21 protein-coding genes are annotated in these 21170 nt (G+C 49.8%); 1 reads left to right on the top strand and 20 read right to left on the bottom strand.

What is annotated here, in order from left to right; translation table 11 throughout:
* Positions 1-42 precede the first annotated feature (42 nt).
* From recG to GC098_RS34560, 4 genes are read right to left on the bottom strand one after another with little or no spacing between them, the layout of a single operon-like run.
* Positions 43-2088 carry an ATP-dependent DNA helicase RecG gene (recG, locus tag GC098_RS34575; RefSeq protein ID WP_171648739.1) on the bottom strand — a complete coding sequence of 682 codons (2046 nt, stop codon included), beginning with the start codon at positions 2086-2088 and terminating at the stop codon, positions 43-45.
* A gap of 3 nt (positions 2089-2091) precedes the next feature.
* The gene (locus GC098_RS34570) at positions 2092-2949 is read right to left on the bottom strand and encodes a fatty acid kinase binding subunit FakB (RefSeq protein ID WP_171648737.1); all 858 of its coding nucleotides are present in this window, start codon (positions 2947-2949) and stop codon (positions 2092-2094) included.
* A gap of 35 nt (positions 2950-2984) precedes the next feature.
* Positions 2985-4718 carry a fatty acid kinase ATP-binding subunit FakA gene (locus tag GC098_RS34565; protein ID WP_171648735.1) on the bottom strand — a complete coding sequence of 578 codons (1734 nt, stop codon included), beginning with the start codon at positions 4716-4718 and terminating at the stop codon, positions 2985-2987.
* A 29-nt stretch (positions 4719-4747) separates the two neighbouring features.
* On the bottom strand, positions 4748-5107 hold the full coding sequence (locus tag GC098_RS34560) for an Asp23/Gls24 family envelope stress response protein (RefSeq protein WP_057303556.1): 360 nt from the start codon (positions 5105-5107) through the stop codon (positions 4748-4750).
* A gap of 346 nt (positions 5108-5453) precedes the next feature.
* Here GC098_RS34560 and rpmB point away from each other — a divergent pair, with 346 nt between their 5' ends.
* Positions 5454-5642: a 50S ribosomal protein L28 gene (gene rpmB / locus GC098_RS34555; RefSeq protein WP_029197753.1), complete on the top strand. Its 189-nt coding sequence runs from the start codon at positions 5454-5456 to the stop codon at positions 5640-5642.
* Positions 5643-5743: 101 nt separating this feature from the next.
* Here rpmB and spoVM read toward each other — a convergent pair whose 3' ends face one another.
* The 16 genes from spoVM to GC098_RS34475 form a co-directional block, all read right to left on the bottom strand.
* Positions 5744-5824 carry a stage V sporulation protein SpoVM gene (gene spoVM / locus GC098_RS34550; RefSeq protein WP_036634233.1) on the bottom strand — a complete coding sequence of 27 codons (81 nt, stop codon included), beginning with the start codon at positions 5822-5824 and terminating at the stop codon, positions 5744-5746.
* Positions 5825-6170: 346 nt separating this feature from the next.
* Positions 6171-6416 carry a hypothetical protein gene (locus GC098_RS34545; RefSeq protein WP_171648733.1) on the bottom strand — a complete coding sequence of 82 codons (246 nt, stop codon included), beginning with the start codon at positions 6414-6416 and terminating at the stop codon, positions 6171-6173.
* A gap of 17 nt (positions 6417-6433) precedes the next feature.
* A complete protein-coding gene (gene rpe / locus GC098_RS34540; RefSeq protein ID WP_171648731.1) occupies positions 6434-7084 on the bottom strand; it encodes a ribulose-phosphate 3-epimerase in 651 nt (216 codons plus the stop codon).
* A 5-nt stretch (positions 7085-7089) separates the two neighbouring features.
* Positions 7090-8019, bottom strand: coding sequence for a ribosome small subunit-dependent GTPase A (rsgA, locus tag GC098_RS34535; RefSeq protein ID WP_171648729.1), 930 nt, complete (start codon positions 8017-8019; stop codon positions 7090-7092).
* Positions 8019-10121 (bottom strand): Stk1 family PASTA domain-containing Ser/Thr kinase, encoded by a 2103-nt coding sequence (pknB, locus tag GC098_RS34530; RefSeq protein ID WP_171648727.1) that lies wholly within the window; start codon positions 10119-10121, stop codon positions 8019-8021. Before pknB ends, rsgA begins: the two co-directional genes overlap by 1 nt.
* Complete coding sequence (locus tag GC098_RS34525; protein ID WP_171648725.1) at positions 10118-10882, bottom strand: Stp1/IreP family PP2C-type Ser/Thr phosphatase; 765 nt, start codon at positions 10880-10882, stop codon at positions 10118-10120. The genes pknB and GC098_RS34525 overlap by 4 nt, the downstream gene beginning before the upstream one ends.
* A gap of 15 nt (positions 10883-10897) precedes the next feature.
* A complete protein-coding gene (rlmN, locus tag GC098_RS34520; protein WP_029197747.1) occupies positions 10898-11965 on the bottom strand; it encodes a dual-specificity RNA methyltransferase RlmN in 1068 nt (355 codons plus the stop codon).
* Positions 11966-12252: 287 nt separating this feature from the next.
* Positions 12253-13710: a 16S rRNA (cytosine(967)-C(5))-methyltransferase RsmB gene (rsmB, locus tag GC098_RS34515; protein ID WP_171648723.1), complete on the bottom strand. Its 1458-nt coding sequence runs from the start codon at positions 13708-13710 to the stop codon at positions 12253-12255.
* Positions 13711-13828: 118 nt separating this feature from the next.
* The gene (gene fmt, locus GC098_RS34510) at positions 13829-14806 is read right to left on the bottom strand and encodes a methionyl-tRNA formyltransferase (RefSeq protein ID WP_312880518.1); all 978 of its coding nucleotides are present in this window, start codon (positions 14804-14806) and stop codon (positions 13829-13831) included.
* Positions 14803-15285, bottom strand: coding sequence for a peptide deformylase (gene def / locus GC098_RS34505; RefSeq protein WP_171648721.1), 483 nt, complete (start codon positions 15283-15285; stop codon positions 14803-14805). The genes fmt and def overlap by 4 nt, the downstream gene beginning before the upstream one ends.
* Positions 15286-15326: 41 nt before the next feature.
* Positions 15327-17840: a primosomal protein N' gene (gene priA, locus GC098_RS34500; protein WP_171648719.1), complete on the bottom strand. Its 2514-nt coding sequence runs from the start codon at positions 17838-17840 to the stop codon at positions 15327-15329.
* Complete coding sequence (gene coaBC / locus GC098_RS34495) at positions 17840-19060, bottom strand: bifunctional phosphopantothenoylcysteine decarboxylase/phosphopantothenate--cysteine ligase CoaBC (protein WP_171648717.1); 1221 nt, start codon at positions 19058-19060, stop codon at positions 17840-17842. The genes priA and coaBC overlap by 1 nt, the downstream gene beginning before the upstream one ends.
* Positions 19061-19128: 68 nt before the next feature.
* On the bottom strand, positions 19129-19356 hold the full coding sequence (rpoZ, locus tag GC098_RS34490) for a DNA-directed RNA polymerase subunit omega (protein WP_171648715.1): 228 nt from the start codon (positions 19354-19356) through the stop codon (positions 19129-19131).
* Entirely contained in the window at positions 19357-19995 is a 639-nt protein-coding gene (gene gmk, locus GC098_RS34485; RefSeq protein ID WP_171648713.1) for a guanylate kinase, read from the bottom strand.
* Positions 19985-20245: an extracellular matrix/biofilm regulator RemA gene (gene remA, locus GC098_RS34480; RefSeq protein ID WP_009672664.1), complete on the bottom strand. Its 261-nt coding sequence runs from the start codon at positions 20243-20245 to the stop codon at positions 19985-19987. Before remA ends, gmk begins: the two co-directional genes overlap by 11 nt.
* Before the next feature lie 33 nt (positions 20246-20278).
* On the bottom strand, positions 20279-21151 hold the full coding sequence (locus GC098_RS34475; protein WP_312880517.1) for a YicC/YloC family endoribonuclease: 873 nt from the start codon (positions 21149-21151) through the stop codon (positions 20279-20281).
* Positions 21152-21170: the final 19 nt, after the last annotated feature.

Genomic DNA, 21170 nt, shown 5'->3' with positions numbered 1-21170 from the left:
AGTCCATCCTAGCGTTTTGTTTTTTAAAGTTAATAAGGCTGATTAGTCCAACACTTCGCTGTCAAAAATCTGCGCACGCTGCAAGTAGGCTCTGAGCGGTATGAACGAAGCTCCCGTCCAGAAGGACGAGTCACCGACAAGCTCAGCCGCATCATCGCGTGCCTGCTCCATGACTTCAAAGTCCGCCATCATGTCGGCGATCCGGAACTCCGGCAGCCCGCTCTGCTTCGTGCCGAAGAAGTCCCCCGGCCCGCGCAGCTCTAAATCGCGCCGGGCAATCTCGAAGCCGTCGGTCGTTTCGGTCATCGCCTTCATGCGCTCCTTGCCGACCTCGGTCTTCGGGTCGGCGATGAGCACGCAGAAGGACTGGTGCTCGCCGCGGCCCACCCGCCCGCGCAGCTGATGCAGCTGCGACAGGCCGAAGCGATCGGCGTCGTAGATCACCATCAGCGTGGCGTTCGGCACGTCCACGCCGACTTCGATCACCGTGGTCGACACGAGCGCCTCCACGGTGCCTTCCTTGAATGCGCGCATGGTCGCTTCCTTCTCCTGCGCGCTCATTCGCCCATGCAGCAGACCGATCCGCATATGCGGAAAATGCTGCTGCAGTTGAATGTGGACGTCGATGGCATTCTGCACGTCCAGCTTGTCCGACTCTTCGATGAGCGGACAAATGATATAGGCCTGCCGCCCTGCGGCGACCTCGCGCTGGATGAAGCCGAGCACACGCTCCAGCATCGCGTGCTGAACCGCGTACGTCTTGATCGGCTTACGCCCCTTCGGCAGCTCACGCAGCGTCGAAACGTCCATGTCGCCGAAGGCCGTAATCGCCAGCGTACGCGGAATTGGCGTCGCCGTCATCGTCAGCACGTCGGGGTTCATGCCCTTGCGCCGCAGGATGCTGCGCTGGTTCACCCCGAAGCGGTGCTGCTCGTCCGTCACGACAAGCCCCAGCTGGCGGAAGTAGACGTCCTCCTGGATGAGGGCATGCGTGCCGACCAGCACATCGATCATGCCCATCTGCAAGGAAGCTAGCAAATCCCGCCGCTGCCGATCGGTTGAGCTGCCTGTCAGCAGCGCAACCTGCAGCCCGTAGGGCTCGAACAAGCTGTCCAACGAGCGCTTGTGCTGCTCAGCCAGAATCTCCGTCGGCACCATCAGCGCGCCTTGGTAGCCGGCCTTCACCGTCGCGTAGAGGCCTATGGCCGCGACGATCGTCTTCCCCGCACCGACATCGCCTTGCAGCAGTCGGTTCATGGCGTACGGCTCCTTCATATCGTGCAGGAGCTCGCCTACAACCTTCTTCTGCGACTCCGTCAGCTGGAAGGGGAGCGCGCGCACGAAGGCGCGGACAGCAGGCAAGTCCACCTGCTGCTGGAGCCCGTCCGCGCGGCTGCGCGTCACGGCGCGGTAGGCCTGCAGCTTGAGCTGGAATAGGAACAGCTCCTCATACACCATGCGCCTGCGCGCCTGCTTGCCTTCCTCCACACCGCTCGGCGTGTGGATAACAGCTAGCGCCTTGCTGCGCGGCATAAACCCATACCTGCCGGTAATACCAGCCGGCAGCACTTCACTGATCATGGCGCTGTACTGCGTCAGCGCCTGCTGAATAACCTTACGCATCCACTTCTGCGTAACAGAGCCTACAACCGAGTACACCGGCTGTATGGTGCCGGTATTGGAATCGCCTTGTCCGGGAAACTCCGAATCGGACACGCTCATTTGCCTGCGCTTGCCGTCCCATTTGCCGGTGAGTATAATCTCCTGCTGCGGCCGCAAGCGGTCCTTCAAGAAGTGGCGGTTAAACCACACCGCCGTCAGCAAGAACTCATCGACCATCACCTTGCAGGATAGTCGGGACTTGCCGCTGTAGCGCTGCAGCACCGGCTCTCCGATGATATAACCCTTCACAGTGACGCGGTCGCCGTCCTTCACACTGGCTAAATCACGCACCGTGTAATCCTCATACCGGAATGGCACATATTCCAGCAAATCCATAACCGTAAAAATGCCCATGGAGTTGAGCTCAAGTGCCTTCTGAGCGCCCACTCCATGGACTTCGCGTACTTCAAATTGATTCAAATCCATATCTTATACCGTACTCACGAACGCTGCGATGGTGCCTGGTCCAGCGTGTGCGCCAATAACAGGCCCCAGTGTAATGTAGTCAACATGCTCCACAACGAATTGCTGCATGATGGCCGCACGCAGCTGCTCCGCACCTTCCAAATTGTTTGCATGAGCAATGTGTAAACTACGGATTGTCTTACCCGATACATCCGTCGCCAACAGCTCTAGGATTCGCGCAACCGCTTTTTTGTGACCGCGAACCTTATCAATCGCTGCTACTTCGCCCGCTCGATCCAGAGAAAGAATGGGCTTAATGTTTAGCAAAGAACCAAAAAGAGCAGATGCTTTGCCGATTCTTCCACCTTTTTGCAAAAATTCTAGCGTATCTACGAGGAAGTATATGTAAAAGTTCTCTCTCATCGTTCGTACAAGCTCTAAAATCTCATCGACACTTTGCCCCGCCTTAGCTGCTCGGGCAGCAGCTACAGCAAGAGCGCCAATCCCATAGGAAGCCGAGCAAGAATCGAACACATGAACCTTGCCTGACGAGTCCTCCAGCATCGTGGAGGCCAGTAGCGCTGATTGATACGTTCCGCTCAGCACAGATGCCAAATGAATCGAGATAACCTGCGTATCGGGCCCTTCAAGCAGTCGCTGATACAAGTCCAGGAACTCTGCAGGAGACGGCTGTGACGTTCGGGGAAAATGAGGTGACGAGGTCAGCTTCGGATAAAACTCCTCAGACTGCAGCGTCACCGTATCTAAATATTCTTCATCTCCAAAATGAATCTTGAGAGGCACCATCTCGATGTTAAGTTCTTGTCTGAGTGCCAAAGGTATGTCGGCCGTGCTGTCCGTTACGATACGAATGTTTGTCAACAGGGCTCACTCCATTTCACGAATTTACTCCACGGCTACTCAACGGAAAACAGGTACGCATACAAAGGCTGTCCGCCAGGATGGAGCTCAATTTCTATTTCAGGATAAGCCGCTTGAATGAACGCCTCTAACTCCTCCGTCTCTGCATCGACCGCATCTTCTCCGGTGAGGATAGTGACAATTTCGCTGCTTTCTTCAATCATTTCCTCCAGCAGCTTCTTACAAGCATCCAGGAGACTCGGCTGTGAAGATACAATGCGCCCATCTTGAATGCCAATAAAATGGCCTTGTTTGATGTCAATACCGTCCATGTTCGTATCGCGCACAGCGTAAGTAACTTGGCCCGATTTTACACGTCGAAGTGATTCACTCATGGCTTCCGTATTTGTTTTGGCATCCGCCTTCTCTTGGAACGCCAGAATGGCTGCAAGACCCTGCGGAATCGATTTAGATGGGATCACAATCAGCGTTTTGTTGTCTACAAGCTCAATAGCTTGCTGCGCAGCCAAAATAATGTTGGAATTGTTGGGCAGCACATAAATGGTGTCTGCATCAATACTGTTAACCGCATTCACAATATCCTCAGTGCTTGGGTTCATCGTCTGTCCACCAGACAGAACGACATCAACGCCTACACTAGACAAAATATCGGTAATGCCATCACCTAGAGCAACTGCAACGAAACCATACGGTTTGCTTGGCGTTACAGCTGTGGCCGTGGTAGAAACAGGAGCTTCGTACCCTTCGGTCATATCTTCCAATATATGTGAATGCTGATCGCGCATATTTTCAATTTTGATACGGCTCAGAGCACCGTAATTCATGGCTTGGTTCATTACTTCCCCCGGGTATTCGGCGTGAATATGAACCTTCACTAACTCGTCATCGGCTACAACCAGCAGCGAATCCCCCAACTTGCTCAGTTGATCACGGAACGTGCCTTCATCGAAAACAAATCCTTTGACCTTGCCTGGAGCAATTGTCAGCATAAATTCCGTGCAGTATCCGAATTCGATGTCTTCCGTGGCCAAATGTGCCTGTGCGGGAAGATGTGCGTGCACTTCCTTAGCTAGATTCATGCCGGGAACGAGCGAAACCCCACCAAGTGTTGTATCCATCGTTGCATAGTCATCGTTCACTTGAACCAGACCGCCGCTTAACGCCGCTACAAAGCCTTCATAGACACATACAAGCCCTTGTCCGCCTGCATCTACCACACCGACCTGTTTGAGCACAGCAAGCTGCTCAGGCGTTCTAGCGAGTGCTTCCTTCGCTTTGCCCAGAACCTCCTGCATGAGATCAAGCAGGTCGCTTCCACGTCGATACTGTGTGGCATGCTTAGCCGCTTCTTTCGATACCGTCAAAATCGTTCCTTCCACCGGCTTCACAACAGCTTTGTAAGCTGTCTCTACGCCTTGCTGCAGAGCACCCGCGAATTGCTGTACATTTACATGCTCAAGATCATGCACATGCTTCGCGAATCCGCGAAACAGCTGTGACAAAATAACCCCTGAGTTGCCTCTTGCGCCCATCAGTAACCCTTTGGACAATGCATCAGCTGCTTTCCCAATATGGGAGGATGGCTTCTTTTTAAGTTCCTCACAACCCGCAGTGAGTGTCAAATTCATGTTGGTGCCGGTATCTCCGTCGGGTACAGGAAAAACGTTCAATCCATTAACCTTATCTACATTTCTGCGAAGGTTATCCGCACCCGCCAAGACCATGGCAGTGAAGTCATTTCCATTTATTGAAATAAAGCGCTTACTCAAAGTGATTCCCCTTCCTGGTTATCGGGCTTCTACTTGGCTACACGAACGCCTTGAACAAAAATGTTCACATCGTCCACATGAAGCCCTACAACGTCATTCAAAATATATTTGACTTTCGTTTGGACATTACCTGCGACTACGGATATTTTCGTTCCATAGCTGACAATAATATAAAGATCAATTTCGAGTCGCCCGTTTTCATGGCGAACTTCGACGCCGCGGCTTAAATTGTCCCGGCCTAGCAATTCCGCTATTCCGTCTTTCAGTTGCTTTCTCGTCGCCATGCCAACAAGTCCATAACAATCTAACGCAGCGGATCCCGCCAGTGTTGAAATCACTTCATTGGTAATATACACTTTTCCGTACTCGGTTGTGAGTTCAATTGGCATTATCTAACAACTCCTTCAAGTTTCGCTTTAGCAAGACTACCTTTGTAAGCATTCCCTTTCCTGCTTTGGCTTTAGCCAATTCGACTTTGCTAAGTCAATTACTATGTACTTGGAATGTGGGCTAATCTTCATTGTACTATAACATACTGAATAAATAAACGGCAAAAGTGCAGGTAATTCGTTGACTAGGCTCCTTTTGCTATGCTATTATATTTAAGTGTGTTTTTGCTGGTTATATTATGAATCGCAACAAACCAAACAATGTCTAAAATTATGGAAAGCTGTCATGTCAAGCTTAGGCTTGCCACCCAGGCTGCTTTGTATACTGCCCAAGGAGGTGTCAAACATGTCCCGCAAATGTTTCATTACAGGTAAAAGTCCTTCTTCAGGAAATCACGTGTCCCACGCTAACAATAAAAACAAGCGTACTTGGGGAGTTAACGTTCAAAAGGTTCGCATCCTCGTTGATGGCAAACCAAAACGGGTTTACGTAAGTACTCGTGCGTTGAAATCCGGAAAAGTGGCTCGCGTTTAATTAGTAGCTGCGCATACTTACACTTTCTATGTGAAAGACAAAAAGCACCTTATCGGTGCTTTTTTTGCATTTCTGGGGAATTGGAGTAAGTATGTGTTGGCCTAGTTTTTACTAAACGTATTAAGTACGGCTTTCACGAATCCACCCAAAAATCTTGGTAGCTTGATTGTGTAGAACTTCATTCTCTACCCCTCCTTAGAGTTTTCGTCAGAAAACTGACTTCATGAGCATTCGCTTAGAGTTTTCGTGAGATAAACCTCTACCGAGGTCTTACGAAGATGAGCGACCGCGCTTAGAGGAAGGCAGAAAACTGACTTCATGAGCACAGACTTCAAGTTTTCAGAAGAAACTTACGTCGTAAGCATATGCTTCACAAGTTGCATGACTGCTCCTTAGCATCGTTACAACAGTATATGCCCGGACCGTAAAAAAGTGCCTTCTATTTTTACTTTCTCCCACAATTCGCTCGCTTCCAGAAAACAAAAAAAGCTACAAGAGCGCTTCACTCTTGTAACTATATGTATGCGGCTATGGTGCAGTTATGCCCAGCTGCGTGTAAAGCGCATAAATTAAACTGAAAATAAAATAGAAGAGAACAGAAATAACGATGAACCAAATGCGAAACCCAATTTGCTCAAACCGGCGGAAGAATCGCATCCCTACATAAAGGGCGCCAAGCGAGAATATATACTTCGAGATATCGTGAATATTTGAAAAACACGCCAATAGGATTGCGCAAAGCAGACTATACATCAATAACCAGAGAAATCTCATCGCCCTTCGTTCCCCCTCTACCCGCGTATTCGCCTGATAGCCTCGGCACGATCGGACTGCCCGAACACAGCATTGCCGGCAACCAACACATCGGCTCCAGCTTCCGCCACCTGGCGAGCCGTCACCTCGTTAATACCGCCGTCCACTTCAATATGTAGCCCTTTCAGTCCCTTAGCATTCGCTTGCTCACGCAGTGCGCGAATTTTGCTCAGCATGCCAGGGATGAAAGCCTGTCCGCCGAATCCAGGATTGACCGTCATAATAAGCACAAGATCCAGCTGTTCATCGAGTACATGCTCAATTAGCGAAATCGGGGTTGCAGGATTCAGCACAACCCCCGCTTTAACCCCGCTTTGCTTAATAAGATGAAGTGTCCGGTGCAGATGCGTACAAGCCTCCACATGGACGGATATCAAATCGGCACCCGCTTTGACAAAATCAGGTATATAGCGATCTGGCTGCTCAATCATCAAATGAACATCAAGCGGCAGCTTAGTCATTGGGCGTATCGCTTCAACAACAAGTGGACCAATTGTGATATTCGGCACAAAATGGCCGTCCATGACATCCACATGGATCCAGTCGGCTCCGCCAAGCTCCGCTTCCTTAATCTCTTCCCCAAGTTTAGCGAAGTCGGCTGATAAAATAGAAGGTGCTACGTATACCATCCGTCCTAATACCTCCTCTTCCGATCCTTGATTTCAGTTAAAAACAACAAGTAATGATCAAAACGAGAAGCTGCAATAACTCCCTCCGCTACCGCATCACGAACCTTGCAATCCGGCTCATGCAGGTGCAAACAGCCTCTGAACCTGCAGCCCTCCGCTATCGCGGCAAACTCCTTAAAGCAGCCGCTAAGACCCTCTGCTTCGACTTCCATGAAGTCTAACTGGCTGAATCCCGGCGTATCGGCTACAAGGCCACCATTCGTGAGTGGCAGCAGCTCAACATGACGTGTTGTATGCTTTCCTCTGCCTAATCGCTGAGAAATGGCATTCGTCTCCAGATTAAGACCACTAATCATTGCGTTAAGTAGAGAAGACTTACCCACACCGGATTGTCCAGCAAAAACACTGACGGCTCCGTCCAAATGATGCAGAATCGCTTCCACGCCTTCTTGCAGCCTAGAACTCGTCTTCACTACCGTATAACCGATTCCCTCATAGAGCTTCGTAATCCGCTCTAGCTCGGCAACCGTCATTTCTTTGGGAACGGAAGAATCATCATCTTCGGTCAATAAATCACTCTTGGTGAAACATAACAAAACATCAATGCCCGTATTTTCAATATGAACCAGAAATTTATCTAACAGCTGCAAATTGAGAACAGGCTCTGTCACCGAAAAAACGAGCACAACCACGTTTACATTGGCAATTGGAGGCCGTATGAGCTCCGAAGTGCGGGGAAGGATTTCAGTAACGGTCCCCTCCCCATTCTCCGTTTCCGCATACATAACACGATCTCCTACAAGAGGAGTTATGTTTCTGTTTTTGAAAACGCCTCTTCCGCGGCAAGTAACCGTCTTGGTTTCACGGAGATCCGCCTCCTCAGGCAACACATAATAATAGCCGCTCAGCGCTTTTACGATATATCCTTGCGGCATTAAGGTGTGCCTCCAGCAGGTGGTTTAGAACCGCCAGTTTGACCTTGCCCATTGCCGCCAACCGGAATAGCCGGACCATTGCTTTGCTGTTTAGGCGAAGGCGATGGTGACGCAGAAGGACTAGGCGAAACTGTCTTTCCATTTTTTTGATCCAAGTAGTCTTGATACGTGCGAGTAATGGAGTTGACCAAGTTATCTCCTTCTTTAATCAAGATGACAGCTTTCTTATCTGGAGAAACAATGACTTTGACATCCATGTTCTGAGGCTTTGATACTTTTTCTGTTTTGTATTCAAAGTTCTCATACTGGGCATCACTTACGACAATTTTAAACTCGGAATCTTTGCCCTCCGTCGTCGGCTTAACAGCAATGCTTACCGTCAATTGTCCGGCATCCTCCGGCAATCCGTCACTAATAATCAAAGAAATCTCAGAGCCAACGGATACATCCTGGTTTTTTTCAAAAGGAAACTGCTTGACAACCTTCCCTTTGGCCACTTTGTAGCTTTTCTCACGGGTGATGCCATTCACAGGGAGCTTAAGATTCAGCTTTGTAAGTTGGGCCTTAGCTTCTGCTTCCGACATCCCGACGAGATCCGGCATTTTGAACGTTTCTTTGGCTTTGCTGACGGTAAATGCAATTACCGCTTTGTCTAGCTCAAACTCTTCGCCAGCCAGAGGGGATTGCTTTAGAATCATGTCTGGCGCACCATCAGACGTCTCTTGTGTAAGCGTAATCTGCTCATCCTTGATGCCAAGGGCTTGCAGCTTCAGCTTAACATCCTTAAGTTGCTGCCCCGCATAATTGTCCATCTTGATTTTGGGCGTACCCTTACTAACATACAGCGTCACTTTGGTGCCTACATTCATTCTCATCCCCGTAGGATCTTGACGAATGACGATGTCTTTAGCCAGTTTGCTGTCCAAATCATATTCAACCGTGGAGCCCAGTTTAACCGCCGTCAATTCAGCTTGAGCTTGAATCAATGGTTTGCCTGCCACATTGGGAACCTCGACGGTTTCAATCGCGAACATCCCTTTCACGTACCCGACCATATACCACATAGCGCCGAGCACCATTAACAAAACGACAATCCAAATGAGCGGCTTAATCCACCCTTTCCCTTTGGAAGGAGCTGGCTCTTCCCGCCAGGCAGGTTTCTCGGGCTCGTCATCATCCTCGAATTGCCCGAGTTGGTCGGCACGAATCGCAGGCATCACTAGGGTACGCTCTTCGTCCATCCCATCCGCATCCCAGAAAACCACCTTCGCTTCATTCCGGCGATCCGGATTCAAACAGGTATCGAGATCTGCCATCATTAGCTTCGCTGACTGGTAACGTTCTTCAGGCTTTTTGCGCATGGCTCTCAAAATAATGTTTTCCACGCTTTGCGGAATGAGAGGGTTCACCTTACGCGGTTCTTCCACATCTTCCTGCAAATGCTTCAAAGCCACAGAAATCGGGCTCTCACCGAGAAAAGGCAGCCGTGCTGTCAGCATTTGATACATCACGATACCAAGAGAATACAAATCGGATTTCTCCCCTGTATTCGTCCCTTTGGCATGTTCCGGTGAGAAATAGTGCACAGAACCGACAACCGATCCGGTTTGCGTTATGGTGGAAGACGTGGCAGCCCGTGCGATACCGAAATCCGTCACTTTAACACGGCCGTTTTTGCCGATCAAAATATTGTGCGGTTTGATATCCCGATGAATGATTTCATTGTGGTGGGCGTGATCGAGGGCATCTGCAATTTGACTCGCGTAGTGAACCGCATCTTCCACCTGCAGCGGTGCTCTCTCTTTGATAACATCGTTCAAAGTCGTGCCTTCTATGTATTCCATCACAATATAATGCACGTCTTCTTCTTGTCCGACGTCATAAATACTGACGACATTAGGGTGAGAAAGTGAAGCGGCTGCTTGAGCTTCTCTACGGAAACGACGAATGAATTCTTCATCGTGCACATACTGCTGGCGCAGTACTTTCACAGCCACTTTACGATTTAATAATAGATCATGCCCTTTGTAGACTAAAGCCATGCCGCCTCCGCCAATGCGATCTAAGATTTCATAGCGGCCTCCAAGCTTTCTACCGATCAATTCCCATCACCCCTTTTTTCGTCCGAATCATGATCGTGCGCAAGTAAAACGACCGTTACATTATCGTCTCCACCTTCATCAAGCGCGCTTTGAATCAACTGTTCCGCTGCATCTTCCATACGTTCATGTGATTTGACAATTCGTAAAATGTCGCCAGAATCCACCAATCCGCTTAAACCATCCGTACAGATCAGAACGATATCACCCGGACGCCACGCGTACTCATAGAGATCCACCTCTACGCCTGGCTCTGTGCCAAGTGCACGAGTGATCCAGTTACGTCTAGGGTGATGATCGGCCTCTTCGATGGTAATCTGCCCGTTCTTCACAAGCTCATACACCAAAGAATGGTCTTCCGTTAGTTGTGTGATCGATTCACCGGTGATCTTGTAAGCGCGACTGTCACCGATATGTCCAATAATAATAAGCTCTTGCGAAGCAATAATGGCAACAACTGTCGTGCCCATACCATGATAACTTTCTTGCCCTGAGGCGAATTCATAAATTTTCTCATTCGCCTTTTCAATGGCTTCCTTCAGCACTTGCTTACACGCTTCCACAGACATTCCCCAATGGATCGATTGCAGCTGATCTGCAATCATTTCGATGGCCATTTGGCTGGCGATATCACCAGCTTGATGTCCCCCCATGCCATCAGCCACAATAGCCAAAGATAGGCCATTGAGATCATGATGGATGGCGGCTCGGTCCTCATTCACTAAACGGACTTTGCCAATATCGGTACGGCTTACCATCTTCATCCGGATTTCACCTCATTACTTGTTCTCCATATGCTTCGCGCGCAGTTGTCCGCAGGCAGCAGCAATGTCACTACCTTGTTCACGACGTATAGTGGCATTAATTTTGCCCTTCTCAAGAATACGTTGGAAGGTAAAAATATCATCCCTAGGCGTACGTTTGAAATCCCGTTCGGCCACGAAATTCACAGGAATCAGGTTCACGTGGCTAAGCGGCATATCCTTCAGCACTTGCGCTAGTTCCTCTGCATGTTCAGGCTGGTCATTCACTTCCCCCATAAGGGCATATTCAAACGTAATTCGTCTGCCGGTTTTGGCAATGTAATATTTACAAGCTTCAATTAAATCTACGAATGGGAATCTACGATTGACAGGCATCAGCTTGGATCTGAGCGTATCATTCGGCGCATGAATAGAAATCGCCAGATTGACTTGCAAATTCTCATCGGCGAACTTATAAATGTTCGGCACAATACCACTCGTCGAAACCGTGATATGGCGTTGTCCGATGTTCAATCCTTTCGGATGAATCATCACGCGCAGGAAATTCATGGTCGCTTCATAGTTTTCAAACGGCTCGCCAATACCCATAATGACGATGGAAGAGATTCGTTCCTCTGTCTCATCCAGTAACTTCTGGGCTTTAACTACTTGGGCCACAATCTCACCCGGTCTCAAATCCCGCTTCAAACCGCCCAACGTAGATGCACAAAACGTACACCCTACCCTGCACCCTACCTGCGTTGTTACGCAAATACTATTGCCGTAGTTGTGCTTCATGACAACCGTTTCAATGGCATTCTTATCTTCCAGTTCAAATAAAAACTTGACTGTACCGTCCTGCGACTGATACTTGGCAATTTCGGAAAGCGTAACGAACTCAAACTGATCCTTTAATTTGTCACGCAGCGACTTCGGCAAGTTCGACATTTCATCGAAGCTGAATACCCGCTTAATATAAAGCCAATCAAAAATTTGCCCGGCACGAAAAGAGGACTCGCCGTTCTCTTTCACCCAACTTTGCCATTCGTCCCAATTCAAATCATATACAAACGGTTTATCTTTCTCATAAGGCTTATTTCCCACATTTATCACAACCTGTTGTTATTTGTCCTGATTTTTTGCTAATCGTATGTTATTTTATCACAAAGCGGGAACGAACACACGTCCCCGTGGTTAGTAGCTGCGGACGATAGGGCATTTACGTGGCTGAGTAACCGTAACACCAACCCAGACCACCCGAGCATTACCTGCAAAAAGTGCAGCTAAATCGAACACTTAGCCCTTTTTGAGGCAATTAACTGTAAAAAGTGCAGTTGATTTAGATGAAATCAGCTTAATTTCCTCGATTAGGTCAGCATACGGCCGACAAGCTATACACGTTTGCGCAGCCTTGCTATAAAGAAACCGTCCGAATGAAACTGCTGCGGCAGGATTTGCACCATACCGGTTGCAGCAGCCGCGGGGTCAATGATTGTGAAAACATCCGCCGGCAGCGGCGCCAGCTCAAACTCGCTATGCTCGGCGAGGAAGCGCTCAACCATGCCTGCGTTCTCCGCATGCTCAATCGTGCACGTGCTGTAGACCAGCACGCCGCCCGGCTTGAGCAGCCTATGCACTTTGCTCAGAATAGCATGCTGCAGCTCACTAATCGCGTCAATCTCCGCCTCCTGCTTCGCCCACTTAAGGTCGGGCTTGCGGCGAATGACCCCTAGACCTGAGCAAGGCGCATCGAGCAGGATGCGGTCAAATGACTCCGCCGCAAAATGTTCGTCCAGCTTCGCAGCATCCATCACCAGCGTCTGAATCGACGACAGTCCCAGACGCTCCGCTTGATCTGCGATCAGCTTCTGCTTGTGCTCATGCAGATCACAAGCCCAGATCTTGCCCACATCGTCCATCTTCTCGGCGATGTGCGCGGTCTTGCCGCCAGGGGCGGCGCAGCAGTCCAGCACCGTCATGCCTGGACGCGGATCCAGAGCTTCGGCGACGAGCATCGAGCTCTCGTCTTGAATCGAGAAGTCCCCATGCTGGAAGCCGGGGACTAACGCCATGTTCCCGGCCCCCTGCACAAGGATGCCGGCCGGGGCCAGCTCTGACGCTTCCGCGCTGAGGCCGCTGCCTTGGAGCTGCTCCAGCAGCTCCAAGCGACTGTGGCGCCTCGCGTTCGCGCGAATGCTTACGTGCGGCGGCTCATTGTTCGCCGCACAGATCTGTTCGGTCAGCTCGGCTCCCAGCTGACGGATCCACCGGCGCACGAGCCATTCCGGATGGGAATGGCTCAGCGCGATGCGCTTCACGTCGCCGAGTGCAGCCGGCAGCGTGAGCTCGGCTTTGCTGCGGATAACCGCGCGCAGCACGCCGTTGACCATGCCCGAGATGCCTTGATGCCCTCGGCGCTTCGCGATATTGACCGCTTCGCTCACGACCGCATGGTCCGGGATGCGGTCCAAATAATGCAGCTGATAGAAGCTCAGCCGCAGCAAACATCTCACCCAGGGCTCGAGCTTCGCGAGCCCCTTGCTGACGAAACGCTCCAAAAAGAAATCGATCGTATTTTTCCGTCCGATGGTCCCATAAACAAGCTCCGTCGCCAGTCCCGCATCCGCCCGCTCAAGTGCATGCTTTTGCAATACCTGGTTCAGGAGTAAATTGCTGTACGATTGATTTTCTTCAACCCGAATTAACACATCCAGCGCCGCATCACGGGCAGAATGCTTAACAGCGCTGCTCTTCGCAGCGCCTGAGGATGATTTTGGAGCAGAGGGCTTGCCGGCCCCCTGCGATTTTATTAGTCCGTTTTGCGGACGATTTGGTTTTTGCGTTGACAAATCGAATACCTCATTTTTAAGTTGAATAGAAAGTATACGGTGTATACTTTAGCTTCGCATCAACCTTGACAAACGCGTTCGCCCTAAAGGGACGACGAGTCGTTTATCCTTGGTTGCTTTAGTTACTGTGTCCGAATACCGTACCAGTTGGGATTTGCACACCTCGTACGAACTCTGACACGGGCATCGCCTTTTTGCCTGAAGGTTGGATCTCAGTCAGCCACAGCGTACCTTCACCCGTCATCACTTCAATGCCCTGCTCACTACTGCCAAGTACAGTTCCAGGAACAGGTGCTTCACCGCTGATTTCGGAGAAGCTTCGGCTTCTTGGCTCCGAAGAACTTTTCGGATTCGCGCTAGCCCATACTTTCATAACTTCCCCATTCCAGAGCGTGTAAGCGCCGGGGAAAGGGTTTAAGCCGCGTACTTGATTCCAAAGCTGGGCGGCAGAACGCGACCAATCGATCAATTCGTCCTCCCTGCGGATATTCGGAGAATAAATGGCATCTGCCTCAATTTGTGCAACAGCCTGAATACGTCCTGCCAGTAAATCAGGCAATGTACGCTTAAGTAGATCAGCACCGGCTATGCTTAACTTATCAAATAATGAGCCCGTCGTATCCGTATCTTCGATCGGAAGCTCCACCTTTGAAATCATATCGCCAGTATCAAGACCTACGGCCATGTACATAATCGTAACACCAGTTACGTCCTCACCCCGAATCACAGCGTGATGAATCGGCGCTCCACCTCGATATTTGGGCAGCAGCGAAGCATGGATGTTAATACACCCGTACTGCGGCAGGTCCAAAACCGCTTTGGGCAAAATCTGTCCGTAAGCGGCTGTTACAATCAAATCCGGTTTTAATTGTCTCAAAAGCTCAACCGAATCCGCTTGACGCAATTTCTCCGGCTGAAGGACCGGAATCCCATGCTTTTCTGCTTCCACCTTAACCGGAGGCGGCGTTAGGACGCGCTTGCGTCCTTTCGGCCGATCCGGCTGTGTGACAACCGTCGTCACGTTATAGCCTTCCTCCAAGAGCAGACGCAAGGAGGGTACTGCGAAATCCGGCGTGCCCATGAAAATAATGTTCACTCGGAATCTTCCTCTTCTTCAGCCGTATACGTTTTGGTTGCAAGATCGGTAAACAGAACACCGTTCAAGTGATCAATTTCATGGAAAATGCAGCGAGCCAGCAAATCCGTACCCGTCACTTCAATCGGATTTCCATCACGATCTTGACCTTTGGCCGTAACATGGAGCGGCCGAAGCACATCGCCGCGAAGTCCGGGAATACTTAAGCAGCCTTCCGGCCCCATTTGTTCACCGCTGGAAGTGACAACCTCAGGATTTACCATTTCAATCAATCCGCCGTGTTCTTCTCCGCAATCCATAACGATAACGCGTTTAAGAATACCGATTTGCGGGGCAGCAAGGCCCACGCCCTCCGCTTCATACATCGTGTCTGCCATATCATTTAGCAGTTTATGCAGATTGGAATTAAATTTCGTAACCGTGACGGCTTTCTCACGCAGCACTGGATCTGGATCTTTAACAATAATACGAATAGCCATAATGTGCACCTACCTTTGAAGTCTTCTCTATTTGGGGTTCATTACATCAAATATTGCGGGTCAACATCCACGCTAATCAGCAGCTTTTCTTTCGCCGAGCGCTCTTCAAACCAAGCTACTGCTTTAGCAACGATCTCTGCAGCCTGATCTTCCCCCCGATATTTTACCACGCATTGGAATCGATATCTATCTTTGATTCGTGAAATCGGCGATGCAACAGGTCCTAACACGTCCATTTGAAACGATTGATCCGTGGACAACGTATTCGTAAACAGATCAACCTGCTGGGCCCGATACGTAAAAGCGATCTCTTTCAATCTCGTTACAAAAGCCTCCGCAGAACGTACTAGGAGCGGAACCTGCTCATGTGAAAAAGTGACAAGAATCAAACGCTGATAAGGCGGATAGCCTAAATTTGCACGTATATCAAGCTCATGGTTCGCAAAAGCGATATAATCGTGCCTGCTTGCATACTGCACACTATAATGTTCGGGCGTGTATGTCTGGACGAACACTTCCCCTTGCTTTTCATGACGACCCGCCCGGCCTGCAACCTGTGTTAGCAACTGAAAAGTCCGCTCCGCTGAACGAAAATCCGGCAGATTAAGTACCGTATCCGCTGCAATAACCCCCACTAAGGTCACGTCGGGAAAATCCAGCCCTTTGGCTACCATCTGCGTGCCAAGCAGCACATCCGCCTGCTTCTCGCGAAACATCGTCAGCCATTTTTCATGCGAACCTTTCTCCGTCGTGGTATCGACATCCATGCGGATGACCCGAATCCCGGGGAAAATCTTACTAAGCTCCTCTTCAACACGCTGTGTTCCTGTACCAAAATGACGAATATGCTCCGACTGGCAGCTAGGACACTGCGTAACCTCTCGCTCCGCATAGCCGCAATAATGACAGCGCAGCATGCGCGAGCTTTGATGATAGGTAAGTGAAATATCACAATGCGGACATTGCGAGACGAAACCGCAAGTACGGCACATAACGAACGTCGCATACCCGCGCCGATTCAGCAGTAAAACAATCTGTTCTTTCTTTTGTAACCGATCTTCGATCGCTTTATACAAGGAGCGGCTGAACATAGAACGATTTCCATTTTTCAGCTCCTCACGCATATCGACAATAGCTACTGGGGGCATCGGACGGCTGGCTACGCGTTCCCGCATTGTCAACAACCGAAAGGGAGGTTTATCCCTGTCACGGCGTCGCCTTGTCTTCTCGATACTTTCAAGAGAGGGAGTTGCGGAACCGAGCACAACGACGGCGTTTTGCTGCTTCGCTCTTTGAACCGCGACATCACGGGTGTGATATTTGGGACTCTCCTCTTGTTTATAGGAAGATTCGTGTTCTTCATCAATGATAATAAGGCCAATTCTCGTAAAAGGAGCAAAAATCGCCGAACGAGCGCCGATTACAACCTTCACTTGCTTGCGCATGATTTTACGCCATTCGTCGTACCGTTCGCCATTCGATAACCGACTGTGTAGGACGGCGACCAAATCGCCAAACCGCCCTTTAAATCGTTCTACCATCTGCGGCGTCAGTGAAATTTCAGGAACGAGAACAATCGCTTCTTTATCCATATCCAAGCACTGCTGAATGGATTGTAAATACACTTCGGTTTTACCGCTACCCGTAACCCCATGCAGCAGAAATACCTCATTGCGTTCCTCCGCTACAGCATCCCGAATTTCCGCGAAGACACTGCTCTGTTCTTCCGTTAAGGGAAGCGGCTTCGTCCGCGTGAAAGCGCGACCCGCATAGGGGTCGCGCATCACTTCGACCTCACGCAGCTCAATCCACCCGCGATCCGCCAAGCTTTTGACCGTGCTAGCGCCGACCTCCACCGTTTCCATCAGCTCCGTAAGCCGAATCGCGTGTGGATGCTCCATCAAATAACGCAGCACATCCTGCTGTTTGTTAGCTCTGGCAGGAAGCTCAGCCAAGGCCTCTTCCAATCCGCTGCCTCCAGCTGGAGGGAAAACAGTCAACGCCTTCTTGGTGTTCATTCGGTCTTTGACCACTTGTACTTCCGTTAGGATACCTGCGCTCAGCAGTTGTTTAATGAGGGCGCCGTCACTTGCAAAACGCTCCATCAAAGCATCCATCGAGACTGAGCCTTTGGACTTTACGAAACTAACAATCTCTTGGAGATCCGACATGTCCAGCAACGATTGCTCGCCAGACTCCTCCCCGACCCCAATCGCACGTTCATATTTCGCTTTAAGCGCAGCGGGCAGCATCGCCTGGAGTGCCGTAACTTCATGGCACAAGTACACGCGGCTGACCCACCTCCCTAGACTCACAAGTTCCTCCGTAAGTGGAGGAACCAAGTCGAGGACGTTCTGAATCGGCTTAATGCGAGTTACATCCACCTGCGTTTCCTCTTGCAGTTCGACGACAAAGCCTTGCAGCACCCGAGGGCCGAAAGGCACGCCAACGCGACTGCCCACTTCAACCCATTTGCTCAGGGATGCGGGTACTTCATAGTCGAATGCCCGGTTCGTTTGTTTCGCTGGGACATCGACAATGACTTTGGCGTACATCAGGATTCCCCCGCTGCGGTATGCATACGATCCGCCGCAAGCTCGAGCAGTCTACGTGCCACATCTTTCTTACTCTGTATAGGTAGGGCCTCTACGAGCCCATTACGATCATAGAACCGGACCACATTCGTATCTCCGCTAAAGCCCGCACCCTCCTGTGACACATCATTACCAACGATGAGATCACAGTTTTTACGGTTCAGCTTGTCCATCGCATGCTCGTCCAAACGTTCCGTCTCCGCAGCAAACCCGATGATGAACTGATGCTTTTTGAGAGAACCGATTTCCTGTAAAATATCCGGATTTTTAACCAGCTCTAAAGTTAGCGAATCTGACTTCTTTTTGATCTTTTGCTCTGAAACAACCGATGGGCGGTAATCGGCAACCGCAGCAGCCTTAACAATGAGGTTACTTTCGTCTAGACGAGCTAGCACGGCCTCTCTCATATCCAAAGCAGATTGAACATTGATTAGCTGAACGCCCTCAGGCGCGGATAAAGCGGATGGCCCTGATATCAACGTTACCTTGGCTCCCATACGCACCGCTTCTTCGGCGATAGCGTAGCCCATTTTGCCGGAGGAGTCATTCGTAATGTACCGTACCGGATCAATACGTTCAACGGTGCCTCCGGCAGTCACAAGGACACGTTGTCCATTTAAACGCCTAGGCTCCCCCTTAAAATGCTGCTCTATCGCAGCAAGAATCTCCTCAGGTTCAGCAAGCCGTCCTTTTCCCACGTAACCGCAAGCCAATTGCCCTTCTCCCGGTTCAATAAACCGCACTCCGCGGCTTAGCAAGGTCTGCATATTATGCTGTACAGCTGGATTCGCATACATATGCACGTTCATTGCAGGCGCTACCCATATCGGTGCCATGGTTGCAAGAAGCGTCGTACTTAGCATATCATCGCCAAGACCAAGCGCTAGCTTGCCAATCATATTCGCCGTTGCAGGCGCAACAAGCACGAGGTCAGCGCTATCCGCCAAGTTGATATGGGATACAACCGAAGGGTCTTTCTCATCAAAGGTATCCACGAAAACATGATGACGAGACAGCGTTTGAAACGTTAACGGCGCTACGAATTCAACAGCTGATTTGGTCATAATAACACGCACAATTGCACCAGCTTGTGTCAATTTACTCGTTAACGCAGCAGCTTTATAAGCGGCAATGCCTCCGCATACGCCGAGCACAATCGTTTTGCCATGCAGTACACTCATGAGTATCCCCTTTCCACGCACAATTTGAGAAAAAAATAACAACCACTAGGGTTGTTGGGTAAACCAATTTATTTCTTCTGATATTTCTCGGTCTCTGTCGTCTCAATTTTCTCATAACCGATGTAGTTGCCGTATAGTTCTTCTAACGCAACACCAACATGTTTGTGGGCCTTTTGGCCTTTCAAATTTGATTTAGCGCCATCACGCAAAGATCTTGCTCTTTTGGAAGCAGCTACAACTAGTGAATACTTGCTATCCACGATATCAAGCAGTTTATCAATTGAAGGGTATAGCATTCAATTCACCTCATCCATCCATTGTACGATTTTTGGATACATCCGATCTTTTTTGCAATGTTCTGCTAAGAGAATCGCTTGTATTTTGGAACAAGCCGTTTCTACATGGTCATTCACAATCGCATAGTCATAGTGCTCCATCAAGCGAATTTCGTCCATAGCTACCGACATGCGGCTGCGAATGACTTCATCCGTTTCCGTACCACGCGTTACAATGCGATTCTCAAGCTCATCTAGAGAAGGCGGCAGCAAGAAAATGAAAACACCTTCGGAAAACTTTTGTTTAACTTGCAGAGCACCCTGCACTTCGATTTCCAAGATGACATCTTGACCGGAGCGCAGCGTTTCCTCAACAAAACGTCTCGGAGTGCCGTAGAAGTTATCTACATATTCGGCCCATTCCAACACTTCATCCGTTTCGATCATCTGTTGAAATTGCTCCCGCGTTTTGAAAAAATAGTTTACACCATCTACTTCCCCTTGTCGAGGAGAACGGGTTGTGGCCGATACCGAGTAGACGATATCCGGTGAACACTTGCGCAGCGCGGCGCAAACGGTACCCTTACCGACACCGGAAGGACCGGATAAAACAATCAGAATGCCTCTCTCACGCTCAAGGGTATTCGTATTACTCGTCATGATCATCGTCCTTGTTGGATAGTCTATGCGCTACCGTCTCTGGTTGTACTGCCGACAAAATCACATGGTCGCTGTCAGTGATAATAACGGCACGGGTTCTTCTACCATATGTAGCGTCAATCAGCATGTGACGATCACGCGCTTCTTGAATGATCCTCTTGATCGGAGCCGATTCCGGACTTACGATCGAGATAATGCGGTTCGCCGATACGATGTTGCCGAACCCGATATTAATTAATTTGATAGCCATTACGACTTCCTCCTCGCGAAGCTCCATGCCGCTTCACTCGATATTCTGTATTTGTTCGCGCATCTTCTCAAGCTCTGCTTTCATCGTAATCACTCTAGCCGTAGGCTCCGAGTGATTGGACTTGGATCCGATCGTGTTCACTTCTCGATTCATTTCTTGAATCAAGAAATCCAACTTTCGTCCAACAGGCTCTTTCTCTGTAAGCAATTGATCACATTGCTCAAAATGACTTTTCAGTCGAGTTAATTCCTCATCCACATTCGAACGATCTGCGAATATCGCAATTTCTGTCGCTAGGCGCTGCTCATCCACAGGCGTTTGCTCCTGAAGAAGTGACTGAATTCTGTTCGTCATCTTAGCCGCATAGTCTTGAACCACCTGAGGTGCTAAAGCTACCAATTCGACATGGATTCGCTTCAGTTCCGCCAAGCGCTCACGAATATCTTGCTCCAGAAACGCTCCTTCCCGCAGCCGCATGTCGGATAATCTGGCAACGGCCTCCTGCAAGCAGGCGCATAGTTCCTGTTCAATCTCTTCATCAGGTTCCTTACGCGACTCCTTCATCTGAATGAGATCCGGAAGCTTCAATAAATCTTTGAGCTCGACCTGCTCGGCATACCCATAGCGCTCCTTCAACTGCTCCGCAGCCTGCAAATAGGCATCTGCCAAAGCGAAGTTAACCGTTACACTCTTCGGGGAAGCCGTTTCACGTTCCGCCGTGACGAAGACGTCTACCCGTCCTCTCTTCACCGCTTGCAGCACCGTTTTCTTCAAAGCGTCTTCAAAAGCCGCCCATTCCTTCGGCAATCGGATCGACACTTCACTATACCTATGATTGACCGATTTCACATCGATAAACACGTTGTATCCCGCAAAAGAACGATTCGCTTGTCCGAATCCGGTCATACTGCAAATCATCCTTATC

Origin of the sequence: Paenibacillus phytorum, assembly GCF_013141715.1 — a bacterium.
Taxonomy (GTDB): Bacteria; Bacillota; Bacilli; order Paenibacillales; family NBRC-103111; genus Paenibacillus_E; species Paenibacillus_E phytorum.
The sequence above is the reverse complement of the archived record's forward strand: the minus strand, read 5'-3'. Positions and strand labels throughout refer to the sequence as shown.